32 protein-coding genes are annotated in these 24,601 nt (G+C 57.3%); 14 read left to right on the forward strand and 18 right to left on the reverse strand.

Going from position 1 to position 24,601, the window contains the following annotated elements; all coding sequences use genetic code 11:
* From ACN0WX_RS09385 to ACN0WX_RS09400, 4 genes are all read left to right on the forward strand, one after another.
* On the forward strand, positions 1-303 hold the full coding sequence (locus ACN0WX_RS09385; RefSeq protein WP_417622052.1) for a mannose-1-phosphate guanylyltransferase: 303 nt from the start codon (positions 1-3) through the stop codon (positions 301-303).
* Positions 304-677: 374 nt separating this feature from the next.
* On the forward strand, positions 678-1,139 hold the full coding sequence (locus ACN0WX_RS09390; RefSeq protein ID WP_417622053.1) for a Rid family hydrolase: 462 nt from the start codon (positions 678-680) through the stop codon (positions 1,137-1,139).
* 214 nt (positions 1,140-1,353) lie between these two features.
* Positions 1,354-1,974 (forward strand): hypothetical protein, encoded by a 621-nt coding sequence (locus ACN0WX_RS09395; protein WP_417622054.1) that lies wholly within the window; start codon positions 1,354-1,356, stop codon positions 1,972-1,974.
* Positions 1,967-3,019 (forward strand): phosphoadenosine phosphosulfate reductase family protein, encoded by a 1,053-nt coding sequence (locus tag ACN0WX_RS09400; protein ID WP_417622055.1) that lies wholly within the window; start codon positions 1,967-1,969, stop codon positions 3,017-3,019. The genes ACN0WX_RS09395 and ACN0WX_RS09400 overlap by 8 nt, the downstream gene beginning before the upstream one ends.
* A gap of 106 nt (positions 3,020-3,125) precedes the next feature.
* Here ACN0WX_RS09400 and ACN0WX_RS09405 read toward each other — a convergent pair whose 3' ends face one another.
* A complete protein-coding gene (locus ACN0WX_RS09405) occupies positions 3,126-3,722 on the reverse strand; it encodes a DUF2726 domain-containing protein (protein ID WP_417622056.1) in 597 nt (198 codons plus the stop codon).
* A 211-nt stretch (positions 3,723-3,933) separates the two neighbouring features.
* Here ACN0WX_RS09405 and ACN0WX_RS09410 point away from each other — a divergent pair, with 211 nt between their 5' ends.
* Positions 3,934-4,524: a hypothetical protein gene (locus tag ACN0WX_RS09410; protein ID WP_417622057.1), complete on the forward strand. Its 591-nt coding sequence runs from the start codon at positions 3,934-3,936 to the stop codon at positions 4,522-4,524.
* A 286-nt stretch (positions 4,525-4,810) separates the two neighbouring features.
* Here the strand turns inward: ACN0WX_RS09410 and ACN0WX_RS09415 are convergent, their stop codons facing one another.
* Positions 4,811-4,981: a CsbD family protein gene (locus ACN0WX_RS09415; RefSeq protein WP_417622058.1), complete on the reverse strand. Its 171-nt coding sequence runs from the start codon at positions 4,979-4,981 to the stop codon at positions 4,811-4,813.
* Positions 4,982-5,277: 296 nt separating this feature from the next.
* Here ACN0WX_RS09415 and ACN0WX_RS09420 point away from each other — a divergent pair, with 296 nt between their 5' ends.
* Positions 5,278-5,538, forward strand: a complete 261-nt coding sequence (locus ACN0WX_RS09420) for a hypothetical protein (RefSeq protein ID WP_417622059.1) — start codon at positions 5,278-5,280, stop codon at positions 5,536-5,538.
* A gap of 177 nt (positions 5,539-5,715) precedes the next feature.
* Here ACN0WX_RS09420 and ACN0WX_RS09425 read toward each other — a convergent pair whose 3' ends face one another.
* Complete coding sequence (locus ACN0WX_RS09425) at positions 5,716-6,096, reverse strand: hypothetical protein (RefSeq protein WP_417622060.1); 381 nt, start codon at positions 6,094-6,096, stop codon at positions 5,716-5,718.
* 190 nt (positions 6,097-6,286) lie between these two features.
* On the opposite strand from ACN0WX_RS09425, the gene ACN0WX_RS09430 reads away from it, so the two are divergent.
* Positions 6,287-6,559 carry a hypothetical protein gene (locus ACN0WX_RS09430; protein WP_417622061.1) on the forward strand — a complete coding sequence of 91 codons (273 nt, stop codon included), beginning with the start codon at positions 6,287-6,289 and terminating at the stop codon, positions 6,557-6,559.
* 172 nt (positions 6,560-6,731) lie between these two features.
* On the opposite strand, the gene ACN0WX_RS09435 is transcribed toward ACN0WX_RS09430, so the two are convergent.
* The 9 genes from ACN0WX_RS09435 to ACN0WX_RS09475 form a co-directional block, all read right to left on the reverse strand.
* Positions 6,732-7,172 carry a hypothetical protein gene (locus tag ACN0WX_RS09435; protein WP_417622062.1) on the reverse strand — a complete coding sequence of 147 codons (441 nt, stop codon included), beginning with the start codon at positions 7,170-7,172 and terminating at the stop codon, positions 6,732-6,734.
* Between the two features lie 39 nt (positions 7,173-7,211).
* Positions 7,212-7,667: a GFA family protein gene (locus ACN0WX_RS09440; protein ID WP_417622063.1), complete on the reverse strand. Its 456-nt coding sequence runs from the start codon at positions 7,665-7,667 to the stop codon at positions 7,212-7,214.
* 34 nt (positions 7,668-7,701) lie between these two features.
* On the reverse strand, positions 7,702-8,130 hold the full coding sequence (locus tag ACN0WX_RS09445; protein ID WP_417622064.1) for a cupin domain-containing protein: 429 nt from the start codon (positions 8,128-8,130) through the stop codon (positions 7,702-7,704).
* Positions 8,127-8,558 (reverse strand): hypothetical protein, encoded by a 432-nt coding sequence (locus ACN0WX_RS09450; protein WP_417622065.1) that lies wholly within the window; start codon positions 8,556-8,558, stop codon positions 8,127-8,129. Before ACN0WX_RS09450 ends, ACN0WX_RS09445 begins: the two co-directional genes overlap by 4 nt.
* Before the next feature lie 67 nt (positions 8,559-8,625).
* The gene (locus tag ACN0WX_RS09455; protein ID WP_417622066.1) at positions 8,626-10,098 is read right to left on the reverse strand and encodes a S41 family peptidase; all 1,473 of its coding nucleotides are present in this window, start codon (positions 10,096-10,098) and stop codon (positions 8,626-8,628) included.
* A gap of 202 nt (positions 10,099-10,300) precedes the next feature.
* A complete protein-coding gene (locus tag ACN0WX_RS09460) occupies positions 10,301-11,893 on the reverse strand; it encodes an isocitrate lyase (RefSeq protein WP_417622067.1) in 1,593 nt (530 codons plus the stop codon).
* Between the two features lie 261 nt (positions 11,894-12,154).
* On the reverse strand, positions 12,155-12,583 hold the full coding sequence (locus ACN0WX_RS09465; RefSeq protein WP_417622068.1) for a DoxX family protein: 429 nt from the start codon (positions 12,581-12,583) through the stop codon (positions 12,155-12,157).
* A 10-nt stretch (positions 12,584-12,593) separates the two neighbouring features.
* A complete protein-coding gene (locus ACN0WX_RS09470) occupies positions 12,594-13,022 on the reverse strand; it encodes an ion channel (RefSeq protein WP_417622069.1) in 429 nt (142 codons plus the stop codon).
* 6 nt (positions 13,023-13,028) lie between these two features.
* Entirely contained in the window at positions 13,029-13,673 is a 645-nt protein-coding gene (locus tag ACN0WX_RS09475) for a hypothetical protein (protein ID WP_417622070.1), read from the reverse strand.
* Between the two features lie 236 nt (positions 13,674-13,909).
* Here ACN0WX_RS09475 and ACN0WX_RS09480 point away from each other — a divergent pair, with 236 nt between their 5' ends.
* Positions 13,910-14,116, forward strand: coding sequence for a cold-shock protein (locus ACN0WX_RS09480; RefSeq protein ID WP_089132154.1), 207 nt, complete (start codon positions 13,910-13,912; stop codon positions 14,114-14,116).
* Positions 14,117-14,192: 76 nt separating this feature from the next.
* Here ACN0WX_RS09480 and ACN0WX_RS09485 read toward each other — a convergent pair whose 3' ends face one another.
* Positions 14,193-15,341 carry a JmjC domain-containing protein gene (locus ACN0WX_RS09485; protein WP_417622071.1) on the reverse strand — a complete coding sequence of 383 codons (1,149 nt, stop codon included), beginning with the start codon at positions 15,339-15,341 and terminating at the stop codon, positions 14,193-14,195.
* A gap of 99 nt (positions 15,342-15,440) precedes the next feature.
* Here ACN0WX_RS09485 and ACN0WX_RS09490 point away from each other — a divergent pair, with 99 nt between their 5' ends.
* Positions 15,441-15,986 (forward strand): pseudouridine synthase, encoded by a 546-nt coding sequence (locus tag ACN0WX_RS09490; protein ID WP_417622072.1) that lies wholly within the window; start codon positions 15,441-15,443, stop codon positions 15,984-15,986.
* A gap of 56 nt (positions 15,987-16,042) precedes the next feature.
* Positions 16,043-17,008, forward strand: coding sequence for an alpha/beta fold hydrolase (locus ACN0WX_RS09495; RefSeq protein WP_417622073.1), 966 nt, complete (start codon positions 16,043-16,045; stop codon positions 17,006-17,008).
* A gap of 56 nt (positions 17,009-17,064) precedes the next feature.
* Here the strand turns inward: ACN0WX_RS09495 and ung are convergent, their stop codons facing one another.
* On the reverse strand, positions 17,065-17,769 hold the full coding sequence (gene ung / locus ACN0WX_RS09500) for a uracil-DNA glycosylase (protein ID WP_417622074.1): 705 nt from the start codon (positions 17,767-17,769) through the stop codon (positions 17,065-17,067).
* A gap of 132 nt (positions 17,770-17,901) precedes the next feature.
* On the opposite strand from ung, the gene ACN0WX_RS09505 reads away from it, so the two are divergent.
* The 3 genes from ACN0WX_RS09505 to ACN0WX_RS09515 are packed head-to-tail and all read left to right on the forward strand — an operon-like array spanning position 17,902 to position 20,015.
* A complete protein-coding gene (locus ACN0WX_RS09505; RefSeq protein WP_417622075.1) occupies positions 17,902-19,035 on the forward strand; it encodes a beta-ketoacyl-ACP synthase III in 1,134 nt (377 codons plus the stop codon).
* A gap of 15 nt (positions 19,036-19,050) precedes the next feature.
* A complete protein-coding gene (locus ACN0WX_RS09510) occupies positions 19,051-19,455 on the forward strand; it encodes a GFA family protein (RefSeq protein WP_417622076.1) in 405 nt (134 codons plus the stop codon).
* Positions 19,452-20,015, forward strand: coding sequence for a hypothetical protein (locus tag ACN0WX_RS09515; protein ID WP_417622077.1), 564 nt, complete (start codon positions 19,452-19,454; stop codon positions 20,013-20,015). Before ACN0WX_RS09510 ends, ACN0WX_RS09515 begins: the two co-directional genes overlap by 4 nt.
* Before the next feature lie 76 nt (positions 20,016-20,091).
* Here the strand turns inward: ACN0WX_RS09515 and ACN0WX_RS09520 are convergent, their stop codons facing one another.
* Genes ACN0WX_RS09520 through ACN0WX_RS09530 form a run of 3 tightly spaced genes read right to left on the reverse strand, consistent with a single transcriptional unit; the run spans position 20,092 to position 21,637 of the window.
* Entirely contained in the window at positions 20,092-20,916 is an 825-nt protein-coding gene (locus tag ACN0WX_RS09520; RefSeq protein WP_417622078.1) for an SDR family NAD(P)-dependent oxidoreductase, read from the reverse strand.
* Positions 20,913-21,305, reverse strand: a complete 393-nt coding sequence (locus ACN0WX_RS09525; RefSeq protein ID WP_417622079.1) for a hypothetical protein — start codon at positions 21,303-21,305, stop codon at positions 20,913-20,915. Before ACN0WX_RS09525 ends, ACN0WX_RS09520 begins: the two co-directional genes overlap by 4 nt.
* Before the next feature lie 14 nt (positions 21,306-21,319).
* Positions 21,320-21,637 (reverse strand): DUF3297 family protein, encoded by a 318-nt coding sequence (locus tag ACN0WX_RS09530; RefSeq protein ID WP_417622080.1) that lies wholly within the window; start codon positions 21,635-21,637, stop codon positions 21,320-21,322.
* Positions 21,638-21,855: 218 nt separating this feature from the next.
* Between ACN0WX_RS09530 and ACN0WX_RS09535 the strand changes: the two genes are divergently transcribed.
* Positions 21,856-22,692, forward strand: coding sequence for an outer membrane protein (locus ACN0WX_RS09535; RefSeq protein WP_417622081.1), 837 nt, complete (start codon positions 21,856-21,858; stop codon positions 22,690-22,692).
* A gap of 57 nt (positions 22,693-22,749) precedes the next feature.
* Here ACN0WX_RS09535 and typA read toward each other — a convergent pair whose 3' ends face one another.
* The gene (gene typA / locus ACN0WX_RS09540) at positions 22,750-24,567 is read right to left on the reverse strand and encodes a translational GTPase TypA (RefSeq protein ID WP_417622082.1); all 1,818 of its coding nucleotides are present in this window, start codon (positions 24,565-24,567) and stop codon (positions 22,750-22,752) included.
* Positions 24,568-24,601 lie beyond the last annotated feature (34 nt).

Genomic DNA, 24,601 nt, shown 5'->3' on the forward strand with positions numbered 1-24,601 from the left:
ATGGGGCATAAAAGCCAGATAATGTATGTCGAATTCAAGCCGGGAGAGCTTCACCGAGGTCCGGCTTGGATTACAAAGGTTCGCCAGACAAAAACTGGTCGCGGCATATATTTCAGAGACAAGCTGTTGGTGCGAGCGAACGGTGTGAGGGGCAACTTCATCGACGACGAAACGGGTGAGGAATATTGGGTGTCCGGTGTGAAGAAAAATGGCCAGGACCGGCATCGCTGGGGTGGCGGGCCAGTGGAGATCGACGAGGATATTCGCGCGGAATATGAAAAGATGGTCGGAAAAGCAGACTGATCCGTCAAGGATTTCGTCATCCTGAACTTGTTTCAGGATCCCGCGAGATTGTGCACTGCCGCCCGGAGGTCCTGAAGCGAGTTCAGGATGACGAGCATATTTTGACTATGCCACATTCACAAAGCAACATTTAAAGCCCCTCCTCTTTAGAGGAGGGGTTGGGGTGGTGCCTGTTGTCTAACCGCCATTTGTGACATGAAAATATCACACGAAGACACGAAGGCGCTAAGATAGCGTCCTGTGTTTACTGCGCCTGCGTCCATAGTCCCGCACCCCACAGCTTGACGACAGCCAGCCGAAGAGCGCAGTATAACCCCCTGCAACAGCTGGCCTTTTCCGCCAGCGAGTCGGTGCAACCAAAGGGGGGAAACAACATGCGCAAATTTCTGATGGTCCTGCCACTGCTGGCCATGGCCGCACCGCTGCAGGCGAAGAACGCGAAAGACGTCTTCATGCCGGAAGACCCGGAAGCAGCGGCCTTCCAGTCAGCGGTCGGTTACGCCGATGCGGTGATCGCCGGCGACAAGGTCTATCTGTCCGGCGTGATCGTCACGCCAGAGCCCGGCGAGAGCGACCTGAAGCCCGCCTTCACCCGTGCCTTCGACCGGATCGGCCGGACGCTGGAACGGGCCGGAGTCGGCTGGGACGATGTCGTCGACCTGACCAGCTATCACACCGACCTGCAAAGCTCGATCAACGAAATGGTCGAAGTAAAAAACCAATATGCCAAAACTCCGTTCCCCACCTGGACCGCGATCGGCGTCAGCGCGCTCTACGAGGCGGACGGCGTGGTCGAGATCAAGATCGTGGCGCAGCGGAACACGGACGGGGAGTGAGTGGGGGCAAGCACTGTCTGTTGTCGTTTCAACATTGATGAGGAATTGTGCGCCAACAAATTGCTCAGCGTGAACCTCTATCATAGACCAATTGAGCCTAGAAAATATAGTAATCCTTATGCAGGCTACCCTGTATAGTCATAAGTAGAAATCTATCGTAAAAGGATTGTTTGTATGTAACGATAAAATGAGGTAATTATTTTCTGAGGTAGGTGTGGATCAAAAAACATTAAATTACTTAAGAATAATTGTTCCGGGAGCGATTTTCGTTTTGGGTGCAGTGACGCTGGGGCTGATCACAGATTTGTATGAGCTGCCGACACCAGATTTAGATGCGCTCTTCAAGAGTATTTTAGTATTAGTAATCGGAGTTATTTATCGATTTACCCCTCTCCGGTCGTGGATTAATAGAAGTTATTACGACCGCGTGAATGAAAATATTCGTTCAAGAATGGTTAGCATTGCGGGCCTGCCTGATGATAAAAATAGGTATACTTGGGACAATGTGCGTCGTGTTTTTTACGACATTATTGATCATGATGAGAGTCTTAAAGTGAAAGGCCAACGTGTAATGTTCAACGGATTGATTTGGACTAGCGCGGCGGATTTGACAGCTATCAGTATCCTGTTCTTAGGATACAGCCTTGTTCTGATTTTAAGTGGTGTGGCGAACGCAGATTATGCAGCTGTTGCTTATTTCGTCAGTGCATTGTTTGGGTTCTTGGGCTCAGTAAAGAGTACCGAGAAGCACCTTAAATTAGGGGATGAACAACTCGACCTGATGGAAGAAAAATATCAAAATATAATCCACGGTCGCGTGGCATCAATTGCCTGAAGATCTAGTTTTTGCTTCGGTTGATCGAACGGTTTCTGCATTGGAGGCACGTCATGAAGCGCACTGGATTATAGCGTTTTCTGGCGGGAAAGATTCTACCGCAGCCCTAAAAATATTTCTTCAGGCTTATAATACTGCTCGCGTTAAGCCGCAACGAATGACGCTTATTTATTGTGACACTGGCGTTGAGAACCCAATTCTAGATTCGTACGTGAAAAGTCTTTTGAACCACATGCGAATGGAGTTTGCAGAGCTAGCAATACCAATCGAGGTGCGGTGTTTAAAGGCGCCGCCGGAAGATCGATTCTTCGTACGCCTCATCGGGCGTGGCTACCCACCGCCAACGAATTCGTTCCGATGGTGCACCACGGGTTTAAGAATCCGACCTGTTAGCCGCTTTATTCAAGCTAACGATCCCGACAACACTGTGGTAATTCTTGGTCTTAGGAGTTCTGAAAGCCAACAACGTGACCGTTCTTTGGCGAAGAGCAACGATAAGTATTGGCAAAAGCAGCGAGAAGGAAAGGGTGACTATGACCTTTTCCTGCCAATCGTTGATATGGATGTTCCAGCAGTCTGGGACACCGTTTTCGCACTACCGCTACCAAAAAGTATTGATCCAAAAAAGTTGGAGATTCTTTATCGAGATGCATCCGGCGAGTGTCCCGTAATTAAAGCGCCCAATGCTCCACCGTGTGCAAGTGGTCGGTTTGGATGTTGGACTTGCACGGTTGTCAGGAAAGATAAGTCTGCAATGAAACTTGTCGATGCAGGGTACGAGGAGCTACAACCGTTCTTGGACTTTCGAAACTGGTTAGCGGATATCCGCAATGATCCAGAAAGGCGGTGGCCGGTAAGACGAAACGGCAACGCCGGACTCGGACCATTCACTCTAAGCGCTCGCTATGAAATCCTTTCTCGCGTCGATCTTCTTGAGGCGGAAACGGGTACCGAAATTCTTGACTCCGATGAGAGGGGGCTCATTGCTAGTTTGTGGGAGTTTGATCAGGTACCACGATTGTCATTTCCTAAACGAGCCTCCTGATATCACATCTTCCTAGAATTTCGGATTTCCGATGATTGCACTTCTATCCGGATTATTGTGTACTGCCGTTCTAAACTTATATTCGCATAACCGCATAACCCAACCCTCAACCCACCGGCACCAACTTCTCCACCAGAGCCCTCAGCTCGCCCGCGGTCGTATGCCCCGCAACCACCTCGTGATAACCAATACCCGCCTTGCGCAGCGCTTCCTTTTTTACTGCGTCGCGGGCAGGGGCACAGTCGCCGACATGGTGGCCCGATCCCTGATATTCGAGCGCGTGGACCACGCGGCAGCGGTCGTCCATCAGGGCGAAATCGACGCGCTTGGAATTGACGCTCAGAAAGGCGTTCCTGTCTGGGCTGGCGAGAAATTCGCCGAGCGAGACCTGCGCCATCACCTGCCAGCCGGGATTGCGCGCGATCACCGCCTTGTCGAGCGCGGTAAAGACATTGGCCTCCGACTTGTTGAGCAGCGAACGGGAGGTGAAGCTGGCCTGACTCACCGTCTTGAGCTGGCCAGCCGCGAAATCGGCGCGCGTCTCCGGTTTTTTCTTGCCAAATTTCCAGCCGTTTTTTGACCGCCATTCCGCGCGCCGGGCCTTGGTGCGATATTGCTCGACCGCTCGCCCCAGCGCAAAGGCGATTACCAGGGCCACCGCCCCGGGCAGGTTCAACAGGATGAAGGCGAACAGTCCGTCCATATTGGGCTCCATGGCTCCTGTCTCCACTTTTGCCCGAAAACGGTTGAAAAACCGTGTACGGCGAGCCCCCTTTAGAAAATCCTTTATTTTGAATCACGTGCGATCGAATGAAATTATCGAGACAGATGCAACAATTCCCGGCGAGCGCTGCGCGCGGCGCCGATTATCGGTTGCCACGCAACCTTTCCCCCACCCGCGCGTCATAAATAACATGAAACAAACTCTCTCCCTAATCCCGCTCGCCATCCTCGCGGCCTGCTCCTCGCAGTCCTCCTCCGATGCCGAACCGGCTGCGGATGAGACTGTTTCTGTGACACCCGCAACGCCGATGGTCCCGGAGAAGGCAGCCCCCGCTGCCGATCCGGCGCCATCGGCCAATATTCTCTCGCTCGCTGGTCTCGGCGATCTGCGGATCGGCGAAGCCGTTCCTGCCGACAGCAGTTGGGGCGAAAAAGGTGCGCAGGCTTCCGACAGCTGTCGCGTGCTTTCCTCGCCCGACTATCCCGGCGCCTATGCAATTGTCGAGGGCGACACGGTCCGCCGCATTTCGATCGGCCAGCGCTCCAACGTAAAGCTGGCCGAGGGCATTGGCACCGGCGCCAGCGAGACCGAGGTTAAGAAGTATTTCCCCTTTCCCGCCACCCCGCACAAATATGTCGACGCGCCCGGCAAATATCTGACCGCCCCCAATGCCGCCAGCGGCGATTCCGCGCTGCGCTTTGAAATCGGCAGCGACGGCACGGTCAGCCAGATCCATGTCGGCACGATGCCGGTGCTTGGCTATGTCGAGGCCTGTTCGTAGCGCCTCCCCGTTATAAAAACCCGTTCGCCCTGAGCCTGTCGAGCCGAAGGCGACCGCAGCTCAACGGTGGGCGTCTATGACCCAAGGGTAGCTGGTCCCACCCGTGCTTCGACAGGTCCGGCAGCGAACGGACCGGGTGCCACGCGTCCACCCAAATCACCCCCGAACCGAACGACCGACAAGCCCGATCCGCAAAAAAGCCGACCCGTGAGGGCCGGCTTTCCTGTTTGGCGCTGTCCGCGGTCAGGGAGAGGGAGAACGGGCAGCGCCGGGGGTCAGGGAGGGGTCAGACTTTATCGCCCAGAGCACCCTTGACGGAGCCCTTGACTTGCTGGGCCTTGCCCTTGGTTTCCTGCGCCTTGCCTTTGGCACGGGTCTCGGGGTCATGGCTCTGCTGTTTGGCTTTGCCAACGGCTTCGTTCACATTGCCTTTTGCCTTGTCTACTAGTTCACCCATTTTCATCATCCTTCTGTCTTCTGTTGAGCCGGATTGCCGGCCCGTGGGGGATGCAGGCGATCGCGCCTGCACAATATTAAAGCATGAAAGGACGGTTCGTTCCCGCCGCTTCAGCAGGCTGGCGCGCAATCGAAACGGACTGGCGTTTTGGTGGCAGGGCCGGGGGAATGGTGAGGGGAGCGGGTTGGGAACAGGAACAGCAGGGACGTGACCGCCATCACGCAGCGATCCGGCCGGTTCGCTGTAGTTTCCGGTTGCGGACCGCTTTCGGGTCCGCCTCAACTTGGAGAAAAATTGTGAAAATATATTCGGCATTCGGACTCGCTGTCACCCTGTCCATCCTGTCTGCGCCGGCCATGGCCAGCGACGAAAAAAAATCCCAGGACTGGCACAAGAAAAGCGACATGGCCAAGGGCGCGGATCAGATAACGGCACCGGCGAAGGGGAAAGTCTACGGTAATCCCGATCGCCAGAAAGCGCTCGATGATGCGTTCAAGGCCGGCCAGCCGAGCAAGCCGGCTTCCTCGAGCAAGTCCGCCACGGCCTCGCCGCAATAGCCCGCCGGACCACCGGCTATCGGTTGCGGGCAGCAGGAGAATATCCGCTGTCCGCATCCGGTTTTACGATGGGCGGCGCCAGATAGGCCCGCCCCGGCAACCCGTCATTCGCTGATCCGTCAGCCGCTGATCCGGCAGGCGCGATACTGCGCCTGCCGGGGTCCGGACGCCGGGGAATCATCGCTTGGAATATGTTTTTCCGCCGATTACGATCGCACTGGGACGCAGCTCGATCTGTTCCCGATACTGTTTGTTCAGCGACTGGGATCTGGCCATCGGGTGGTCCTCGAGACGGATCTGGGTCTGGGTATAGTTCAGCATCTTGCCGTTATTTTCGAGCGCATAGCGGAAGTCGATCACGATCGTGCCCGGATTGCCGTTGATCGACTTATACTGGATAAACTGGCCGGTGCGGTTGCCGAATACCCATTTCGCGCTGTTGTCACCGTTCACATAAGTGCCGTTGAGCATTGTCTGTGCCTGTGCGGTCGCCACCGGGGTCAAGAGTACCGGTGCGCTGGCAAGGCTCAGGGCGAACAGTCTGGTAATAGTCTTCATTATCTACTCCGCTTTGTTGCTTCGGTTTCTGCTGCCGGGAGGAAAAAGCCGATCCGCGAGGGCGGGGCTGTTCCGCTCCCGGCGCGTTCCGGCCTAGGCGACGGGCCGGCAACCGGACCGTGATGGCCGTCACGTGCGCCCCGCTTCCTTTTGCGCAACCTGTCGCGGTCAACAACAAGGAGACAAGATGATGAACAGGAAGACAATGATGGGAGCCCTGGTCCTGCCGATGCTGATGGCCACGCCGCTGCTCGCACAGAGCGGTTCGGTACTGGAAGGTCAGAGCACGTCGGACCGGCTGGCGCGGGATGTGGCGGATATTCAGCGGGTCGGGGGCAATAATGCCAACGGACGCCAGTCGTCCTCGGAACGCGAACAGCGCACCAGCTCGCGCTATGGCGAATCCCGCAGCAGCGACCGGGCGGTGAACGATTCCGGTCGCAGCAGCGGCAAGCCGGACTGACCCGAGCGCGTCGCCCCGCTTGTCCCCTTAACCGGCGGGGCGACGATGAAAACCCCTTGCTTGCGCGAGGAGAGGCAGGGGCCGCCGTCCCTGCCTCTTCTGTGTCTGTACCGAGCGCGCGACAAGCCCGGGCAGCTGCGAGCACCGCAACAAGGGTCACATGGCCCTGTCCCTATCGCAAAACCGCCCCGTGCGCCGTTTCCGGCTCGCGGTTGGCCCAGACCAGCAGCGCGGCCATCGCCACCGTCAGCAGCCAGAGAAAAATCTTCGGATTGACCGTCCAGAAATTCGCGAACAGCGCCGCATGGCTGATCAGATAGAGGCCGATCAGCACCAGCCCCCATCGCCGGCGCCACAGCTGGCCGATCGCACCGAGGCTGATCGTCAGCCCCATGAAGGCGATGAAGCCGAAATAGGAGAGGGGGGTGAAACCGACGATATTGGTCTCGCGCGTCGCGATGAACCGCTGCGTGTCGGCCAGCGCCACGGTCGCTTCGCCGTCAAAGCTCCACCAGCCCGACGCCTGCCCGATCATCAGCAGGCTGACCCCGATGCGGATCAGGCCGGAGACGAAGAAGATCAGGCAGATGAACAGGGCGAGCTTGCGTTTCATACTGTATTGCTATGGCAATACAGTTAGGCTGTCAACGCCTCATCCCCGTTCCGGCGTCTCCGTCCCGACCATCGCGAACAGCTCGGCACCGGTCAGCGTCTCGCTGTCCCCGGCGAAGCTGTAATAGGACGGCTTCTCGTCGATAAACACCTGCCGCCGCAAGCGGAGGCCGCTATCCTTGTCAGTCGCGTCGTCGAACAGCCCGGCGCAGACCATATGCTCGCCTGATCCCTTCAGGCGATAGAAGAGATGCGAGCCACAGTCCCGGCAAAAGGCCCGCTCCGCCCATTCCGACGAACTGTAGACGGTCATCTTCTCGGCGCCCTCGATCACCACATCCGTCCCGCAATCAATCTCGACAAACGGCCCGCCACCCCAGCGCCGGCACATCCGGCAATGACAGGCGTCGACATGGCCGGCGGCCTGTTTGGCGGTGATTGTGATCGCGCCGCAGAGGCAATGGCCGTGGCGTTCGCTTGTTCTGGTGGCTGTCATGGTGCGCTCCTCCGGATTATAGGGATGGCGGGACCTAGTCGCCCGGCGACCATCCCGGGTCGGCCAGTTTAAAGCCGGCAAATTCGAACCCCGGCGAGACCATGCAGCTGACCAGCGTCCAGCCCTGATCGGCCTCTGCTGCCTGCCAGTGGCCGGGCGGGATGAGATGCTGCGGACTGTGTCCGGCGAGGATATCTGGGCCCAGGCGGATCGTCGATACCGGCCCGTCATCGCGCGCTGCCGTGCCCAGCGCCAGTGGGCTGCCCGCGTGCCACAGCCAGACCTCGGTTGCATCCACCGTGTGCCAGTGCGACCCCTGACCGGCCTCGAGCAGGAAATAGATCGCGGTTGCGCCAGCGCGACCGCCATCTGTCGCCTCGGCCCGCCAGGTCTCGCGATACCAGCCGCCTTCGGGATGGGGCTGCAAATCGAGCCGTTCGATGATCGTCCGGGCATCCGTCATGTTCGCACAGGTACTTCCTTGTTGCGGGTCACCGTCGCCACCTTGGCGACTAGGCTGTCGGCCTGTCGCTGCCATGCCGCGCTGGCGCCGTTCGGCCAGTCCCCTCCGGCGCGGCGCTCCATCGCGCCAATCACCAGCGCGAACCACGCGGCATAATCTTCCGGCGTGAAATCGGCATAATTGTGATGCAGGTCGATGAAATTGGTCACCGCATGGTCGACCCACCATTCGCCCCCCGCCAGACCTAGCATCGCCTCCAGTGTTTCACGGGTCATCCGCTCGCGCGCGGCCTCCGGATTGAGGAAGACGGGCGCATAATGGGGATGATCGGCGATGAACCGGTCGAACAGTTCAGCGGCCATGCCGTCATAGCGATCGTCCAGCGCTTCAAGACTGGACTCCATTAACGCGGTGTCGGTCTGGAACATGATACCACTATAGCAGGCAAGCCGGCCATAAAGTCAATCCGCCTGTGCGGATGCCCGGCAGGGTGGTTTAGAAAGACCCGGGTACCTCGCGCTGGGCAGGCGTGGGCTGCGCGGGCATCAGCAGCTCGCGGGGCAGGGACAGCGTCTGGCTTTGCGGGGAAACGGTGCGGCTCGCGGCCGCGCCGGCCGCGCTGCCGCTGATCGGTGTACAAGCGGCACCGGACAAAAAGCCCAGCGCGCGTGCTGTCGAGGCTTCACCGGGATTGCCGAGCGGCAGCGTGATATCATCGGCCGCCTGACAGCTGTTGGTCAGCGAACTGGCGAGGCCGTCAAAATAATTGGCATTGCCATCGGCATTTTCGGTCGCAAAGGCGAGGATCCGGATACGATCGTCACAGGCGCTGCGGTCGAGCCCGATCTGGCCGACCGGCTTGCCGTAAGTATTGCTGCCGATTAGTGCCATATCGGGATCGAGATAGGGAATCATCGCGTTGATGACCAGTTCGCTGGCCGAGGCCGAGCCGCCAGTGGTGATGAAGGCGATCCGGGTCGGCGCGACCGACTGCGATTGGGACCGGAAGTTGCGGGTCTCGTTATGCGCTGATTTGCTCGCGCGGAAGCGGGTCACCGACTGGACATTGTTGGCAAAGCGGTTGCGGCCAAGCAGGTCAGCGAACAGCTCCGCGATACGCACCAGCCCGCCGCCATTATAGCGCAGATCGATGATAAGCTCGGTGACACCGGCGTTGCGGAATTGCAGAAAGGCGTTGCGCAACTGCGGTTCGGCGCTGTCGATGAAGGTGCGCAGATTGACATAACCGGTTTTCGTCCCGCCATTATCGATTATCTGTACCCCATAGCGGGGAGAGATCGGCTGGATTGCATAATCCGCCTTGCTGACCGTAGTGGTCATCTCGGTGCCCGCTGGATCGCGAACGCGCAGCACCCGGCTGGTTCCGGCTGTTGAGGGTCCCAAGGCGCTGCTGACCGCACTTGCGCCACCCTGGGCGAAGAGTGCCCCCACCGTCTGGAGGTTGGCCGTGCTGGTTCCGATCGCCAATATTTCAGTACCGCGGTCCAGTCCGGCGGCAAGCGCAGGCGCGCCTTCAAAGGCATCGAGAATGAACAGCCGCGACGCCGCGCTGTCATAGCTCAACCTTATGCCAAAACCCGCTGTCGCGCCGGAATTGAGGAAGGCATTTTCCTCGGCAATCGAGGTAATATAGGTGAAATAGCGGTCCCGGCCCTGGCCACGTGCGGTCGCGGTCAGCGCGTCGATATAATCCTGCACCGAAGCATAAGGCGCGGGGCTCAGGCTGGAAGCCAGAGTTTCGGGGAAGAGATACCATTCATTGAGCTGGTCAAAGGCCCAGTTCTGGCGGTTCTGCAGCGAGCATGTCGTGCTGACCGGTGAAGGGGTCGGGCTCCCGCCACCGGGCGGCAGGCTGACCGTGGCACCGCCACTGCTCCCGCCGCCACCGCCACAGGCAGAAAGCAGCGCCGCTAGGGCCAGAATTGAACCGGATTTCCGCAATGTCATACTGCCCCCAATGCCGAACAGGCGTTACGCCAGATAGGTCAGCCCTAACCCAATATGATCGCTCCGGATAGCGCGCAGTACATCTCTTTACACAGAAAAAATCCGCCGGCATTGCTGCCGACGGATAGTCTTTTCCTCCCCAGGAAAACTGGATGGATCAGGTGCCCCGTGAAGGGGCAGGGACACCCGAACTCTGTGTTGTTTAGCCGAACTGGTTCATCGTGTTGTGCACGCCACCAGCTTTCAGTGCGGCTTCACCGGCGAAATATTCCTTGTGATCATCGCCAATGTCGCTGCCCGACATGTTCTGGTGCTTTACACAGGCAATGCCTTCGCGGATTTCTTTGCGCTGTACGCCCAGGACGTATCCTAGCATGCCCGCTTCGCCGAAATATTCCTTCGCCAGATTGTCGGTCGACAGCGCGGCAGTATGATAGGTCGGCAGGGTGATCAGGTGATGGAAGATACCAGCGCGTTTCGAACCATCGGCCTGGAAGGTGCGGATGCGTTTATCAGCCGCTTCGCCCAGCTCGGTGTCGTCATATTTCGCGTCCATCAAATTGTCGCGGTCATAGGCCGATACATCCAGTCCCTCGGCCTGCATTGCGTCAAACACCTGCTGGCGGAAGTTCAGCGTCCAGTTGAACGACGGCGAGTTATTGTAGACCAGCTTGGCATTCGGAACGACTTCGCGAACCCGATCCATCATGCCGGCAATCTGTTCAACATGCGGCTTCTCGGTTTCGATCCACAACAGGTCGGCGCCGTTTTGCAGGCTGGTGATGCTGTCGAGCACGCAGCGGTCCTCGCCGGTTCCGGGACGGAACTGGAACAGGTTCGAAGGCAGGCGCTTGGGGCGCATCAGCTTGCCGTCGCGGTTGATGATGACATCGCCATTTTTCGCGGTGGCCGGATCAATTTCCTCGCAATCGAGGAAGCTGTTATACTGGTCGCCAAGATCGCCGGGTTCTTTGGAGACGGCAATCTGCTTGGTCAGTCCGGCGCCGAGCGAGTCGGTGCGGGTGACGATGATGCCGTCTTCTACGCCCAGCTCAAGGAACGCATAGCGGCAGGCCCGGATCTTCGCGAGGAAGTCCTCGTGCGGGACGGTAACCTTGCCGTCCTGGTGACCGCATTGTTTCTCGTCCGAAACCTGGTTCTCGATCTGCAGCGCGCAGGCACCGGCTTCGATCATCTTCTTGGCGAGAAGATAGGTCGCTTCCGCATTGCCAAAACCGGCGTCGATGTCTGCAATGATCGGAACCACGTGGGTCTGGAAATTCTCGACCTTGTCCATCGCCGCTTTTTCCGCTGCCGTATCACCGGCTTCACGCGCCGCGTCAATGTCGCGGAACAGCAGGTTCAGTTCGCGGGAGTCTGCTTGGCGAAGGAACGTATAAAGCTCTTCGATCAGAGCGGGGACCGAGGTCTTCTCGTGCATCGACTGGTCGGGCAGGGGGCCGAACTCGCTGCGCAAAGCCGCAACCATCCAGCCGGACAGATACAGGTACCGCCGTTTGGTATCGCCAAAATGCTTCTTGATAGAAATCATCTTCTGCTGCGCGATAAAACCGTGCCAGCAACCCAGCGACTGGGTATATTTGGAACTGTCGGCATCATAGGCGGCCATATCCTCGCGCATGATCGCAGCGGTATATTTGGCAATGTCGAGACCGGTCTTGAACCGGTTCTGCAACTGCATCCGGGCCACGGATTCGGCATCAATGCCGCCCCATGTGCCATTTTTGCTGCCGATCAGGCTGTTTGCGGTGTTTTTGAGATCTTGATAGGACATATATTTCTTCCTTAAACTGGGGAGGCGGTTATTCACTATGCTGTCAAATTATTTTCAGCGCCTGAGAGGGTGTTTGGCCGAGTTTAAGCGATTATTCCAGAGATTCTTGTCAAATTATGAGTCGTAATGTCTGGCAAATCGATATTTTAACTGTAATTTTGTAAATATATTTACAATAGCGATCTAGCTAGCACTTGTTGCTGTATTTTGGCTTGGTGTGGTTGTGCGCACCGTGAATTTGACGCCCGCTTTTTGGCAGGTTTACGGTTGTTTGGGCCGAAACGGCCAGTGGATCACACCGCCTGAAATCAGCGCCCACCAGATGAATACCGGCTGGAGCGCGAGGCGCGGGCCATGATAGAGCCAGCTCGCGGTTGCGCCGCCAATCGCGATATTGTTCACCGCATGGTTGATGTTCGCAGGATAGACGCACAGCGCGTAGAGCGCGAGGCCGATGCCTGCTGCATAGCGAATGCCCGGGATCAGGCGCGGCGGAATCATCAGGCCGACAGCGCCGGCGATTTCGGCGAGGCCGGTCAGGAATATCACCTGCTCCGGAAAGGGGACCCAATCCGGCGTGATCGCCAGAAAGCCTCCGGGCGATCGGATATGAGCGATGCCCGCGACCAGATAGATGGTCGCAAGCAGCCAGCGGAAGGCCATGCGGGTGCGGCTGTCTTTTCCGGTCATTCTTTTTCAATCAACGGCGGCCTCGCATGCGGGCCACGACCGTGACGAAGAAGGCGGTGGACCAGCCGAGCAGAAGAAAGCCGTTGAGCCCTTCGATCGCCGCGATCATCTCCCAATGGGTCGCGAGACCTTCGCTATTATAGCCGGTGGTCGAATAGGTGATGGTCGAGAAATAGATGGCCTGGTCAAAGGTCGGCAGGGCGTCCAGCATCCGGTAGACGACGGCATAGGTGAATATCTCGACGGCGTGGAGGACGAACAGGCCGAGCACGAGGCCAAGGGTTACCATGATGCCGCGAAAGGAGAGCGGGTGGGTGTTTTCTTCGGCTTCCTCACGCGCTTCCACGCGCAGCCATCGGCCGAGCAGAAAAATGCCGACTCCGTGAGTCAGTACGGTGGTCAGGATCAGGCCTGTGCCAATGAGCAGTTCGCTGAGCACCGGCCTTCAATCGCCCCAGGGCGGCGGTGGGGGCGATACCGGTTTAGACAGGTCAAACTCGACCCGGAAATAACGATCATCTGCCGATTTGGGGCGACGGAGTTCATAAGCGAAATGGGCATCCGACTGGCCCGGCGGGCTAATCTCGACGGCCCAGACATTGGTCACCGACGGATCGAGGCCATTTGCCCGGAAGGAAGATATGGACTCGGCATCGACAGGAAATTCCTGCCGGTCCGCCGTGCCCTCGCTGACTGTATCTCCGCCATAGTTGGTGACGCTGTCGAGGCTCCCGTCTTCATGTCGATGGCGGTGTTTGAGGCGCAGGCCGTCAGCGGTGCGGGTGATCAACCAGGTCCGCGAACGGTTCCACTTGGCGCTGCCTTCGGCGATATGAAAGGGAATCAGGATCTCGTTCAGATCGCAGGCCGCCACGTGCATGATCATTGGCTTGCCGGCCATCTCGGCGTCGGCTTTCTGATCCGAAACCAATGTTCCGGCATAAGCCTTGCCGCAAAGCAGGCCCAGTCGTTCAAAAAACACATTCTGGGGCGACGGCTCGGGGGCTGGTCCGGGAGAAGTGTCACATGCCGCGAGAGGGACGCAAAGGGCCAGCGCGGTTGCACAGATTATCATGGATTTGCTCATCATCGATCTGCTACACAATTTATGCAGACCATGAAACCGTGGAAATTCATCTGATTGCTTATTGGCGAATAGCCTGCTATGGGCGGAAAAGCTAATTAATCGCGTTACGACGAAATCATGGTTTCGCGCACCCCATAAGGGCGCATACTCTTTTTCCCATTTCTCGAAGTTGGCCAATCCCGTTCGGTTCTGCATCTAGCAGCATTGAACATAATTAAGTTATGAATAGGAATAAGACTATGCCAACAGGCACCGTAAAATTTTTCAACACCGACAAGGGCTATGGTTTCATTGCTCCTGAAGATGGTGGCGATGACAGCTTCGTGCACATTACAGCCGTTCAGGCTGCAGGCATGCAGACTCTCGAAAAAGAGCAACGCCTGACCTATGACGTTGAAACCGGAAATAACGGCAAGAAAGCCGCTGTAAACCTGCAGCAGGCATAAGCCGGCAATACCGAATTTGGAGGGGCGGGAGTGCGTTGGCAGTCCCGCCCTTTTTTGTATCCGGCTGCCGCGTCGGCTAGTCCTGGTCGAAGCCAAGGCTGCCGAGATTATACAGTTCGGCGAGCAAGGCGACCACAGTCTCAGATTTTTGCCAGTCGGGATTGAGGATGAACTGGTCTTGGGCGCAAACTATTTCAGCCACCCCAATCGCGTCATTTGCGCAGCGAAAACAATTTCCGTCGACAAATAGCAGCAGCTTTTCGGCGCTTTCCCGGATGAAGGAAAAGCGACTGGCGGGATTGCGGAGCAGGCGATGGTCCGCGGTCAGTAAATTACGCAAGCGTTCGAGCTTGATCGGCTCGTCCGGCCGCCAGTCGGTATCCGGATATCGCGGCATGCTGCTATATTGTCCGAACCATTTGGCGAACTCCTCGCGATCGCCCAGCTTCTCGGTGACCATTGCCATCAGTCGGTTGACGGCATCCCCGGAAATTTCACCGGGATTTTCCTGCACCACCAAATCGGGATCGCGGTAGCGGTCATCATCGGTCATTTCTGACAGCAGATGATCGCACCAGTTGCCGATCAATTCCTTCCGCGACGGGGCGCGAAAACCGATGCTATAAGTCATACAATCCTCACCGATCGCAACGCCATTATGCGCGATACCGGGCGGAATATAGAGCATGTCCCCGGGCTCCAATATCCATTGCTCGGCAATGTCAAAATTGACCAGCAGGCGCAAATCGTCATGCTCTCGGAGGGGGCTTTGATCGTCGCACATGGCGCCGACTTGCCAACGCCGCTGCCCGAGGCCCTGGATCAGAAAAACGTCATAATGGTCGAAATGCGGCCCCACCCCGCCGCCATCGCTGGCATAGCTGACCATCACATCGTCGATCCGCCAGTTCGGGATGAAACGGAAAGGCTCGATCAGCGCTGCGACATCGGCAACATGCTGGTCAACCGCCTGGACCAGCAATGTCCACGGGCATTTGCCCAGTTCGCCAAAGCGCGTTTCGGCAAGCGGCCCATGTTCCGCATTCCAGTCGTCGCTCGACTGCGTGATTAGGCGGGATTCCACTTGATCTTCGCAGGCAAGGCCAGCCAGTTCATTCGGCGAAACCGGATTGCGCCAGTTCTTCCACGGATTTCTGATCAGCAGCGGGCTTTTCTGCCAATAATCACGCAGGAAAGTGGTGGTGTTGAAATTATCAAATTGCATCGCTGCACGCTACACAAGTTCGACTGATATCGGTAATGATTACGTTGATATTATCGTTGTTTCGTTGCCGATTCCATTTGCCGCTGGCAAAGGGGGGCGATGGCGAAGCTGATCCTCTTCAACAAACCTTATGGCGTGCTGTCGCAATTTACCGACCGGGGCACCGAAACGGCGAGGGCCACGCTGTCCGACTATATCGATCTTCCCGGCGTCTACCCCGCTGGCCGCCTGGACCGGGACAGCGAAGGCTTGCTGTTGCTCACCGACGATGGGAAATTACAGTCCCGGATTGCGGATCCCAAATATAAGACACCGAAAACCTATCTGGCCCAGGTGGAGGGCGAGATTGATGAAGACAGTCTTGATGCACTTCGGCAAGGCGTTCGCTTGAAGGATGGCATGACCCGGCCCGCCGAAGTCGAGCGGATTGCCGAGCCTGATCTGTGGTCACGCAACCCGCCCATCCGGGTCCGCAAGAGCGTGCCGGATTGCTGGATCAAGCTCACCATCCGGGAAGGCCGGAATCGACAGGTTCGCAGAATGACGGCGGCTGTCGGGCATCCGACCTTGCGGCTGGTGCGATGGAGTGTCGGCGATCGGTCGCTGGAGGGATTGCAGTCGGGCGAATGGCGGGCCGAAGACTAGAAGACTGGCGCTTTCCCGCTTTTTCGCTACAAATGATAATCGGAAGGGGTAATAGCATGAAAAAGATAATCCGCATCATCCTGCTGCTGTTGGTTATAATGGGTGCAGCGTTTTTCATTTTCCGGACGCCCGATACCGACCGCGCCGAAATGATGGCAAAATATGCCAATGAAGCCTCGCAGTTTCTCGACGATGGTCATGGTGCCAAAATTCATTATCGCGACGAAGGCAACAGGGACGGTCCGGCATTGCTGCTCGTCCACGGGTCGAACAGCATGCTCCAGACCTGGGAACCGCTGGTGGCGCTGCTTGGTGACCGCTACCGCCTGATCTCGCTCGATCTTTACGGCAATGGCCTGACCGGGCCCCATTCGGCCGGCTCCTATGATGCCGATACCAATATAGCGGCGGCAGTTAAGGTGCTGGATGCCGCCGGCGTGGACAAGGCCTATTGGGTCGGTAACAGCATGGGCGGCTGGCTGTCCTGGCGTGCCGGGCTGGCGGTGCCAGAGCGCGTGGCCGGTCTCGTCCTGATCGACGCATCCGGCGCGCAGGTTGAAGAAAAGGGGAAGCTCTATCTTGGCGCCCGGCTGGCACAATCTGCGATTGGCCAGATGCTACTGCCCGAAATCACACCGCGTGCGCTGGTCAAATCGTCGCTGGAAGACAGTTATGCCCAGCCGGAGCGATTGACCGACGAGCAGGTCGATCGCTACTGGGAGCTGCTCCGTTTTCCAGGCAATCGGCAGGCATCCGTGGCCCGCGGAAAAACGTCACGCCAGCCGGAAAAATGGGCAGAGGTCAAAAATCTCGAAATGCCGGTGTTGCTGCTTTGGGGCGAGCAGGACAAAGTTATACCAGTATCCCATGCGCGCGCCTTTGCCACCGCTATCCCGGGAAGCGAACTAATTACCTATGCCGATGCCGGTCACATCCCGATGGAGGAAACTCCGGAACAGGTCGCGCGGGACATTGACGCATGGGTCCAATCGCGAGCCGAGGAACCTCTTGCAGCAAATTAGAGTCGATACTCAATGTCGCAACCGGAGCATCTCGAAGGATCGCGTCTTGTGCCATTTCATCGGGGGATTTCCGGCAAGCTCCAGTCGATCGGTGGCATTCCGTTCTGTTCCAGAAAATCATTGGTCTTGCTGAAATGCTTGCACCCGAAAAAACCATTATAAGCCGACAGCGGCGAGGGGTGGGGCGCCTTTAGCACCAGGTGCCTCCCACCCTGTTCGACGCTTCTCACAAACGCTGCTTTTTTCTGGGCATAGCTGCCCCAGAGCAGGAATACGACCGGGTCAGGCTTGGCCGCTATGAGCCGTATGATAGCGTCGGTAAATTGCTCCCATCCCTTGCCGCGGTGGGAGGCCGCCTGCGCCATTTCGACGGTCAGTACGCTGTTGAGCAGCAGCACCCCCTGCTGCGCCCAATGTTCCAGAAAGCCGTGGGTGGGACGCGGCAGGCCGAGATCATTCTCCATTTCCTTATAGATATTGACCAGTGACGGCGGCGGCCGGACACCGGGCTGCACGCTGAAGCAAAGCCCATGCGCCTGGCCGGGGCCGTGATAGGGATCCTGCCCCAATATCACCACGCGAACCCGGTCGAGCGGTGTGAGGTCCAGAGCGCGAAAATATTCATGACCTTTGGGATAAATCTGCTTGCCTGCTGCTTTCTCCTGCAACAGAAATTCGCGCAAGACGGTCATATAACCCTCCGCAAATTCGTCCGCGAGAGGCTGCTTCCAGCTGTCGTCCAGTTTGACACGGTCATTCATGATTTGCTGATAGCAAGGAGTTATGGAGAGGCAAAGGCGGATCGAGCCTGCTTGCCAGTTTCGCCAAGGGGGATTACCATTACATCCAAGCGCCGCCAGAAAGCGCAACCGCAGAAGGAAAAACATCTCTCAATGACCGACAGCAATATTCCCGTTATTTCCACAACCGGCCTGTTCACGCCGAAAGACAGCATCAGCAACGAGGAACTGGTCGCCAGCTACAATGCTTATGTAGACCTCACCAATCGCGAAAATGCCGACGCAATTGCGGCGGGCGAAGCAGAAGAATTGCAATATAGTTCGGTAGAATTTATCGAGAAAGCCTCGGGTATCAAGGCGCGCTATGTGCTGTCCAAGGAACCGATCCTCGATCCCGAAGTGATGTGCCCACGTCTGCCTGAACGTCCCAACGAGGAGATTTCCATTCTGGCAGAAATCGGCGTCAAGGCGGCACTTCAGGCGCTGGAGCGGGCAGGGCGCAAGCCGGAAGATGTCGATGCGGTGCTTTGCGCCTGTTCCAATTTGCAGCGTGCCTATCCCGCCATTGCCGTGGAAATCCAGGATGCGCTGGGCATGGAAGACGGCTTCGGTTTCGACATGAACGTGGCCTGTTCCTCGGCGACCTTCGGAATCCAGACCGCAGCCGACTATATCCGTTCGGGCAGCGCGAAATCGGTATTGGTGATCAATCCGGAAATCTGTTCCGGTCACCTCAACTGGCGTGACCGCGACAGCCATTTCATCTTCGGCGATGTCGCCACCGCCATTTTGGTGGAAGCCAAGGATATCGCGCCCGCCGCGCACTGGGAAATACTCGGCACCAAACTAAAGACGCAATTTTCCAGCAATATCCGCAACAATTTCGGTTTCCTCAACCGCACTCATCCGGACAGCCGCGACGACAAGGACAAGCTGTTTGTGCAGGAAGGGCGCAAGGTGTTCAAGGAAGTGGTGCCGATGGTCGCGACTATGATCAACGAGCAGTCGGAACGGCTCGGGCTCGAGGGGAGCGATCTGCGCCGTCTCTGGCTGCACCAGGCCAATGCCGGGATGAACCGCCTGATTGCACAGCGGGTGCTCGGCCACGAAGCCAGCGATGACGAAAGTCCGACGGTGCTTGATACCTATGCCAACACCTCGTCGGCCGGTTCAATCATCGCCTTTCACCAGCATAGCGACGATCTGGCCGATGGCGACATCGGGCTGATCTGTTCCTTTGGTGCGGGCTATTCGGTGGGAACGGTATTCATACGCAAGGTCACGTAACCAGGGAGAGTTGAGATGACAATGACAGGTCGGTGCCTATGCGGCGCAGTGAAATACACGGTCGAGGGCGACCTGAAGATGTGCGGCGTCTGTCATTGCAAAAATTGCCAGCGACAGGCGGGCAGCGCCTATTCGGTACTGTTCGGGGTGACCGATGACCAGATCGAGGTTTCGGGCGACTTGACGGCTTATGATGACCATGGCGAAAGTGGCAATCTGGTTCATCGCCATTTCTGCGGGACCTGCGGTTCGCCGGTGAAGACGACATTGCCGACCCAGCCGGGCATGACCTATATCAAGGCTGGTACGCTCGACGATACTAGTGCGATCCACCCGCAGGTCCATTTTTGGACCGGCAGCAAGCAGGATTGGGTCGAGATTGACGCCGATATCCTGCAAATGGAAGGAAATCCCGGATGACCGTCACCCGCCAGATAACAGCGGCGGTGATCACCTTCGCGATGCTCACAGCCTGTGTCGATCCCGTCAAACAAGGGCAAGTGGATGAATCCGATGTGGGTTCTGAACCTGCTTCGATCATCCTGCAGCCGGATGGTATCTCGCAGGGAGAAGCCATGAGCTTCCCCTATGGTACCGAAAAAACCAAAATCATCGCCATGCTCGAACATTTTGGGCCGGTGCATCAGAACAGCAACGAGGATTGCGGTGCGGGGCCGATGGACTCCGCTTCTTCGCCAACTACCGGTCTGACGGCTAATTTTCAGGACGACGAACTGGTTGGCTGGTTTTTTGATGGTGATGGAAAATTGGCACGCACCGCTCAGGACATCACGGTCGGATCGACCCGTGCCGCTCTGGAGCAAGCGATGCCAATAGAAATGTACACGGACAGCACACTCGGCATCGAGTTTTTCTCCGGTTCCGGAGAGGCCGGGTTTATCGGTGGATTTCTCACGGATGAAAGCGATAATGCGGTCGTCGAAAGCCTCTATTCGGGGACCAACTGCTTTTTCCGCTAACTGGGCCTGGAAACTTCCGGGCGGTTCAGGGCAATCGTGGCAACGGGACCGTATTTTTCCAGCAGGACCAGAGCCATCAGTCATCCTCTCCAGCTTGGTATTTTTCGGCAATCTGCGCGCCCATCGCAGCGGTCATGGCGAAGCACTTGTCGGGATCGCTTTGCCGCAGCTTGGCGATCATCGCTTCACCCCCCTCTGCGATCAGCAGTTCGGGGACATTGTTGCGCACAGCGTTTACTATCTGCCGCGCGCACTCAGCGGGGTCCATGCCGTTGTCAATGGCGGCGTCGGACTTCCCGCGGCTTTCGCCCTCCTTGGTCAGCGCGTTGCGCGAGACATTGGTGCGGATCGAACCGGGCAGGATATTGGTGACATGGATATCATGTAGTTTTTCGGTCTCCGCACGCAGCGCGTCCATATAGCCGATCAGGCCGTGCTTGGCGGCGCAATAAGCGGTGCGCAGCGGCACCCCGACCCGGCCGGCCACCGAGCTGATTCCGACAATATGCCCGCCGCCCGCCGCGATCATATGCGGCAGCAACAACTGGGTCAGCCAGATCGGCGCGAGCAAATCGACGTTGATGATCTTGTGATGGACATCGGGATGGGTGTCGAGCGCCAGACTGCGCTGGCTGATTCCGGCATTGTTGACCAGAATGTCGACTTGCCCCTTCCAGCTTCGGGCTTCTTCGACTTTTCCGGGCAGTGCATCATAGTCGGTCGTTTCAAACGGCAGGATCAGCGTATCAGTCGTGATCCCGGCGGCGACTTGTTCGAGCGCTTCGGTGCGTCGGCCGGACAGGATGATATGCGCGCCTTCCGCGGCAAAAGCGTGGGCCAGAGCTTCTCCAATGCCCGACGAGGCACCGGTGATCCAGACGATCTTGTCAGTAAAGTTCATGAAATAATTCCCCGTTCGGACGCTTTGGATTTTCTCCAGCCGACATAACATAATGCCAGCATGATGACATTCCCGACCGCGTCGAGCAGCCCCATATTGGTGAAAACCGGATCGTGAATGGTGAAATAATAGTTGAACCCGAAAAATGGCAGCAGCGCAATGCCATAGACCAGAAAGGTAAGAGCGGTGAAGCGGGAGAAAGCAGCAAATAGCCCCGACAATAGCGCCTGTGCGCCAAAGCAGGCGATTGCGAATGACAATATGCGCCCGCCATCGCGATATTCCGGAAGGAATACCGTATCAATCACATGCTGCGGAAAAAAAGTCGCCCAGCCGCCAAGCATAAAAAACACTAGCGCAATGAAAAACTGTATGCGCTTTGGTGTCATGATGGTCCTGCTGTTTACGCGCTTTTGCTGATCTTCGGCGCATCATCACCAAGATCTTCGAACCAGGCCTCGACTTCGCCGTTGAGCTTGATCAGCAGGGGATTGCCCTTGCGGTCCATGGTCTTGCCGGCCTGGACCTTCACCCAGCCTTCGGAGATGCAATATTCCTCGATATTATGCTTGCGGGCACCGCGAAAATTAATGCCAATGCCGCGGCTCAGCAAGTCGCCGCCATAATATTTGCTGCGCGGATTAATCGCCAGATGATCGGGCGGAACATCGGGTCCGGAAGCTGCGCTCTCGGCCTGATCGGGTTGTTTTTCTTCAGTCATATTTTTTGATGCTCCATTCTGTTTGCAGCGCTTTGCCATAAATCGGCTGATAATCAAGTGATGAACGTTGGCGCGGTCACCGGGACGACATCTCTGAGCCTCATGCAGCTGTGGCATTTAGGTCACTCTGGTATTCTTTCGGTTTCGCGCGGGAACGATATCCACCGTCATGCGCTTGATGCTTCTCGTAGCCTTGAGAGTAATCATAGGAGTTTAGTATGTCCCCCATTAAAAACGCGCTTGCCGCTGCCACAGTTTTGACAGCGATTGCAGCCGTACCCGCCCAAGCGCAGGAAATCGAAAATAAGGAATTTGACGGTTTCTATGTCGGAGGTTCGTTCGGCCTGGGTGCGCAAACGAATGACCGGAATGAAACTATCCTGTTCGACACCGACCGCAATGGCAGTTTTGACAATCAGGTCCGGTCCGTTTCGGGCGCAAATGCATTCTCTCCCGGTTTCTGCAACGGTGCTGCCAAAAGCAGCACACCTACTGCAGGCTGCCGTAACGACAAGGACGATATGGATTATTACATCCGTGCCGGAGCGGACAAGCAATATGGCAATTTCGTTGTCGGCTTCCTTGTCGATGGCGGCCGCAGCGAGTCCAAGGATAGCGTGACGGCATTCAGCACAACACCGGCATCCTATACGTTTACCCGCGAACTTGACTATGCGCTCGGCGCGCGTGGCCGGGTCGGCTATACCCCAGGTGGCGTGCTATTTTACGCGACCGGTGGTGTGTCTTATGCCAAAATCGACAACAGCTTCACCACGACCAATGGTGCGAACAGCTTTACCGATAATGGAAAAACGGACAGCTGGGGTTGGAGCGCAGGTGGCGGTGCAGAAGCCAAGGTGACGAACAATATCACTATGGGCCTCGAATATCTGTACACCCGCTATACTGACGACGATTATGTCGTCAATGTAGGCCCGGGTAGCGCAGGAGCCACCAACCCGTTTCTACTAGCATCCGGCGGAACCGACATGAAGCGGAGCGATCCTGACTTCGATCAGCATAGTATTCGCCTGACGGCAGCATTCCGCTTCTAGCCCAAACGGCAAGGCGACAAGAAAAAGGCGGCCTTGTCAGCCGCCTTTTTTTATTTTTCAGGCCGCCTCAGCCCGGCGCGATGCCTTCTTGCGCTCGTTCGGGTCGAGATGGCGCTTGCGCAGACGGATATTCTTCGGCGTGACTTCGACCAGTTCGTCATTGTCGATATAGGCAATCGCCTGTTCCAGCGTCATCACCGTCGGCGGGGTGAGGCGGACGGCGTCGTCCTTGCCGGTGGAGCGGAAGTTGGTCAGCTGCTTGGATTTCATCGGGTTGACATCAAGGTCGCCGGGCTTGGCATTTTCGCCGATGATCATGCCTTCATAGACGGCGGTCTGGCCACCGATGAACAATATGCCACGTTCTTCCAGTGCGTTCAGCGCATAGGGAACGGCGCTACCGGTGCCATTGGACACAAGCACACCGACGGGGCGGCCTTCGATCACGCCCTTGTAGGGGCCATATTTCTCGAACAGGCGGTTCATGATGCCGGTGCCGCGCGTGTCGGACAGGAATTCGCCGTGATAGCCGATCAGGCCGCGCGACGGGGCAGAGAAGGTCAGGCGGGTCTTGCCGCCGCCGGATGGACGCTGTTCGGTCAGCTCGGCCTTGCGCCGCTGCATCTTCGAGACAACCGTGCTGCTATGCTCGTCATCGACGTCGATAACCACGGTTTCATAGGGTTCCTGGCGCTCGCCATTTTCTTCGCGATAGAGCACGCGGGGACGGGAAATACCCAGTTCAAAGCCTTCGCGGCGCATCGTTTCGATCAGCACGCCGAGCTGTAATTCGCCGCGGCCAGCCACTTCAAAACTATCCTTGTCGGCGCTTTCGGTCACCTTGATTGCGACATTGGATTCTGCTTCGCGCAGCAGACGGTCGCGGATCACGCGGCTGGTGACCTTGTCACCTTCGCGTCCAGCCATCGGGCTGTCATTGACCGAGAAATTCATCGACAGGGTCGGCGGATCAATTGGCTGCGCGGCAATTGGTTCGGTGACCGATGGATCGCAAATCGTGTTGGAAACCGTGGCTTCGGTCAGGCCGGCCAGTGAGATGATGTCGCCGGCTTTCGCGCTTTCAACCGGCACCCGCTCAAGCCCTCGAAACGCCATGATCTTGGTGGCACGGCCGGTTTCAACCACCTTGCCATTCATATCGATCGCATGGATCGGCATGTTGATGTCGATCTTGCCGCTTTCGACCTTGCCGGTCAGAATACGGCCAACGAAATTGTCGCGGTCGAGCAGCGTGACCAAAAATTTGAACTTGGCGTCTGGGTCGACATCCGGTTCCGGCACATGCTCGACAATCTTGTCGAGCAGCGGTGTCAGATCGCCTTCGCGCACATCCGGCGTATCACCGGCATAGCCGTTGCGGCCGCTGGCAAAGAGCGACGGGAAGTCCAGCTGCTCGTCATTGGCGTCGAGATTGACGAACAGGTCGAACACTTCGTCGAGCACTTCTTCCGGACGGCCATCGGGACGATCGATCTTGTTGACGACGACAATTGGCTTCAATCCGAGCGCGAGCGCCTTGCCAGTTACGAATTTCGTCTGCGGCATCGCGCCTTCGGCACTGTCGACGAGCAGAATCACGCCATCGACCATCGACAATATGCGTTCCACTTCGCCGCCAAAGTCGGCATGGCCCGGCGTATCAACAATATTGATCCGCGTGCCCTTCCACTCGACGCTGGTGCATTTTGCCAGAATCGTGATGCCACGTTCTTTTTCCAGATCGTTCGAATCCATCGCCCGTTCTTCAACGCGTTCGTTATCGCGAAACGTGCCGGACTGGCGGAAAAGCTGGTCAACCAGCGTGGTTTTGCCGTGATCAACGTGCGCAATGATTGCAATATTGCGAAGAGACATATCAATTTCTACCGTAAGAGAGGATAGGGCGGCC

This window comes from Parasphingorhabdus sp., from assembly GCF_048269915.1.
Lineage (GTDB): Bacteria > Pseudomonadota > Alphaproteobacteria > Sphingomonadales > Sphingomonadaceae > Parasphingorhabdus.

Excerpts from the sequence above, each read along its gene's own strand:
- ACN0WX_RS09405 (WP_417622056.1), bottom strand. The coding sequence starts at position 3,722 with ATGGACGGACTGTTCGCCTTCATCCTGTTGAACCTGCCCGGGGCGGTG.
- ACN0WX_RS09505 (WP_417622075.1), top strand. The coding sequence starts at position 17,902 with ATGACCGACAGCAATATTCCCGTTATTTCCACAACCGGCCTGTTCACG.
- ACN0WX_RS09445 (WP_417622064.1), bottom strand. The coding sequence starts at position 8,130 with ATGACGGATGCCCGGACGATCATCGAACGGCTCGATTTGCAGCCCCAT.
- typA (WP_417622082.1), bottom strand. The coding sequence starts at position 24,567 with ATGTCTCTTCGCAATATTGCAATCATTGCGCACGTTGATCACGGCAAA.
- ACN0WX_RS09520 (WP_417622078.1), bottom strand. The coding sequence starts at position 20,916 with ATGAACTTTACTGACAAGATCGTCTGGATCACCGGTGCCTCGTCGGGC.
- ACN0WX_RS09455 (WP_417622066.1), bottom strand. The coding sequence starts at position 10,098 with ATGACATTGCGGAAATCCGGTTCAATTCTGGCCCTAGCGGCGCTGCTT.
- ACN0WX_RS09460 (WP_417622067.1), bottom strand. The coding sequence starts at position 11,893 with ATGTCCTATCAAGATCTCAAAAACACCGCAAACAGCCTGATCGGCAGC.
- ACN0WX_RS09480 (WP_089132154.1), top strand. The coding sequence starts at position 13,910 with ATGCCAACAGGCACCGTAAAATTTTTCAACACCGACAAGGGCTATGGT.
- ACN0WX_RS09495 (WP_417622073.1), top strand. The coding sequence starts at position 16,043 with ATGAAAAAGATAATCCGCATCATCCTGCTGCTGTTGGTTATAATGGGT.
- ACN0WX_RS09465 (WP_417622068.1), bottom strand. The coding sequence starts at position 12,583 with ATGACCGGAAAAGACAGCCGCACCCGCATGGCCTTCCGCTGGCTGCTT.
- ACN0WX_RS09535 (WP_417622081.1), top strand. The coding sequence starts at position 21,856 with ATGTCCCCCATTAAAAACGCGCTTGCCGCTGCCACAGTTTTGACAGCG.
- ACN0WX_RS09440 (WP_417622063.1), bottom strand. The coding sequence starts at position 7,667 with ATGACAGCCACCAGAACAAGCGAACGCCACGGCCATTGCCTCTGCGGC.
- ACN0WX_RS09485 (WP_417622071.1), bottom strand. The coding sequence starts at position 15,341 with ATGCAATTTGATAATTTCAACACCACCACTTTCCTGCGTGATTATTGG.
- ACN0WX_RS09390 (WP_417622053.1), top strand. The coding sequence starts at position 678 with ATGCGCAAATTTCTGATGGTCCTGCCACTGCTGGCCATGGCCGCACCG.
- ACN0WX_RS09435 (WP_417622062.1), bottom strand. The coding sequence starts at position 7,172 with ATGAAACGCAAGCTCGCCCTGTTCATCTGCCTGATCTTCTTCGTCTCC.
- ACN0WX_RS09490 (WP_417622072.1), top strand. The coding sequence starts at position 15,441 with ATGGCGAAGCTGATCCTCTTCAACAAACCTTATGGCGTGCTGTCGCAA.
- ung (WP_417622074.1), bottom strand. The coding sequence starts at position 17,769 with ATGAATGACCGTGTCAAACTGGACGACAGCTGGAAGCAGCCTCTCGCG.
- ACN0WX_RS09415 (WP_417622058.1), bottom strand. The coding sequence starts at position 4,981 with ATGGGTGAACTAGTAGACAAGGCAAAAGGCAATGTGAACGAAGCCGTT.
- ACN0WX_RS09430 (WP_417622061.1), top strand. The coding sequence starts at position 6,287 with ATGAACAGGAAGACAATGATGGGAGCCCTGGTCCTGCCGATGCTGATG.
- ACN0WX_RS09410 (WP_417622057.1), top strand. The coding sequence starts at position 3,934 with ATGAAACAAACTCTCTCCCTAATCCCGCTCGCCATCCTCGCGGCCTGC.
- ACN0WX_RS09510 (WP_417622076.1), top strand. The coding sequence starts at position 19,051 with ATGACAATGACAGGTCGGTGCCTATGCGGCGCAGTGAAATACACGGTC.
- ACN0WX_RS09475 (WP_417622070.1), bottom strand. The coding sequence starts at position 13,673 with ATGATGAGCAAATCCATGATAATCTGTGCAACCGCGCTGGCCCTTTGC.
- ACN0WX_RS09530 (WP_417622080.1), bottom strand. The coding sequence starts at position 21,637 with ATGACTGAAGAAAAACAACCCGATCAGGCCGAGAGCGCAGCTTCCGGA.
- ACN0WX_RS09425 (WP_417622060.1), bottom strand. The coding sequence starts at position 6,096 with ATGAAGACTATTACCAGACTGTTCGCCCTGAGCCTTGCCAGCGCACCG.
- ACN0WX_RS09385 (WP_417622052.1), top strand. The coding sequence starts at position 1 with ATGGGGCATAAAAGCCAGATAATGTATGTCGAATTCAAGCCGGGAGAG.
- ACN0WX_RS09450 (WP_417622065.1), bottom strand. The coding sequence starts at position 8,558 with ATGTTCCAGACCGACACCGCGTTAATGGAGTCCAGTCTTGAAGCGCTG.
- ACN0WX_RS09515 (WP_417622077.1), top strand. The coding sequence starts at position 19,452 with ATGACCGTCACCCGCCAGATAACAGCGGCGGTGATCACCTTCGCGATG.
- ACN0WX_RS09525 (WP_417622079.1), bottom strand. The coding sequence starts at position 21,305 with ATGACACCAAAGCGCATACAGTTTTTCATTGCGCTAGTGTTTTTTATG.